Genomic DNA, 260 nt, shown 5'->3' on the forward strand with positions numbered 1-260 from the left:
TCGATCGTGATTGGCCTGTTCATCTACGCCATCTACGTGGCCAACGTGAACCACTTCTCGGGCTGGGCCGGTACCTTCGCCATTTCGCTGATCGCCATTCCGGTGGTGGTGCGGACCACCGACAACATGTTGAAGCTGGTGCCGAGCGGCCTGCGTGAAGCGGCCTTCGCGCTGGGTGCACCGCGCTGGAAGGTGGCCATCATCGTGCGCCTGCGTGCCGTCAAGGCGGGCGTGGTGACCGGCGTGCTGCTGGCCGTGGC

Annotated in this window: 1 protein-coding gene; it reads left to right on the forward strand. The window is 65.4% G+C overall.

The window, feature by feature from the left end; all coding sequences use genetic code 11:
- Positions 1 to 260 (forward strand): ABC transporter permease subunit (locus ACZ3HH_RS30540; protein ID WP_465810387.1); only part of this gene is annotated, 260 nt, incomplete at both ends.

This window comes from Pseudomonas sp. PME37.24/025, from assembly GCF_055556615.1.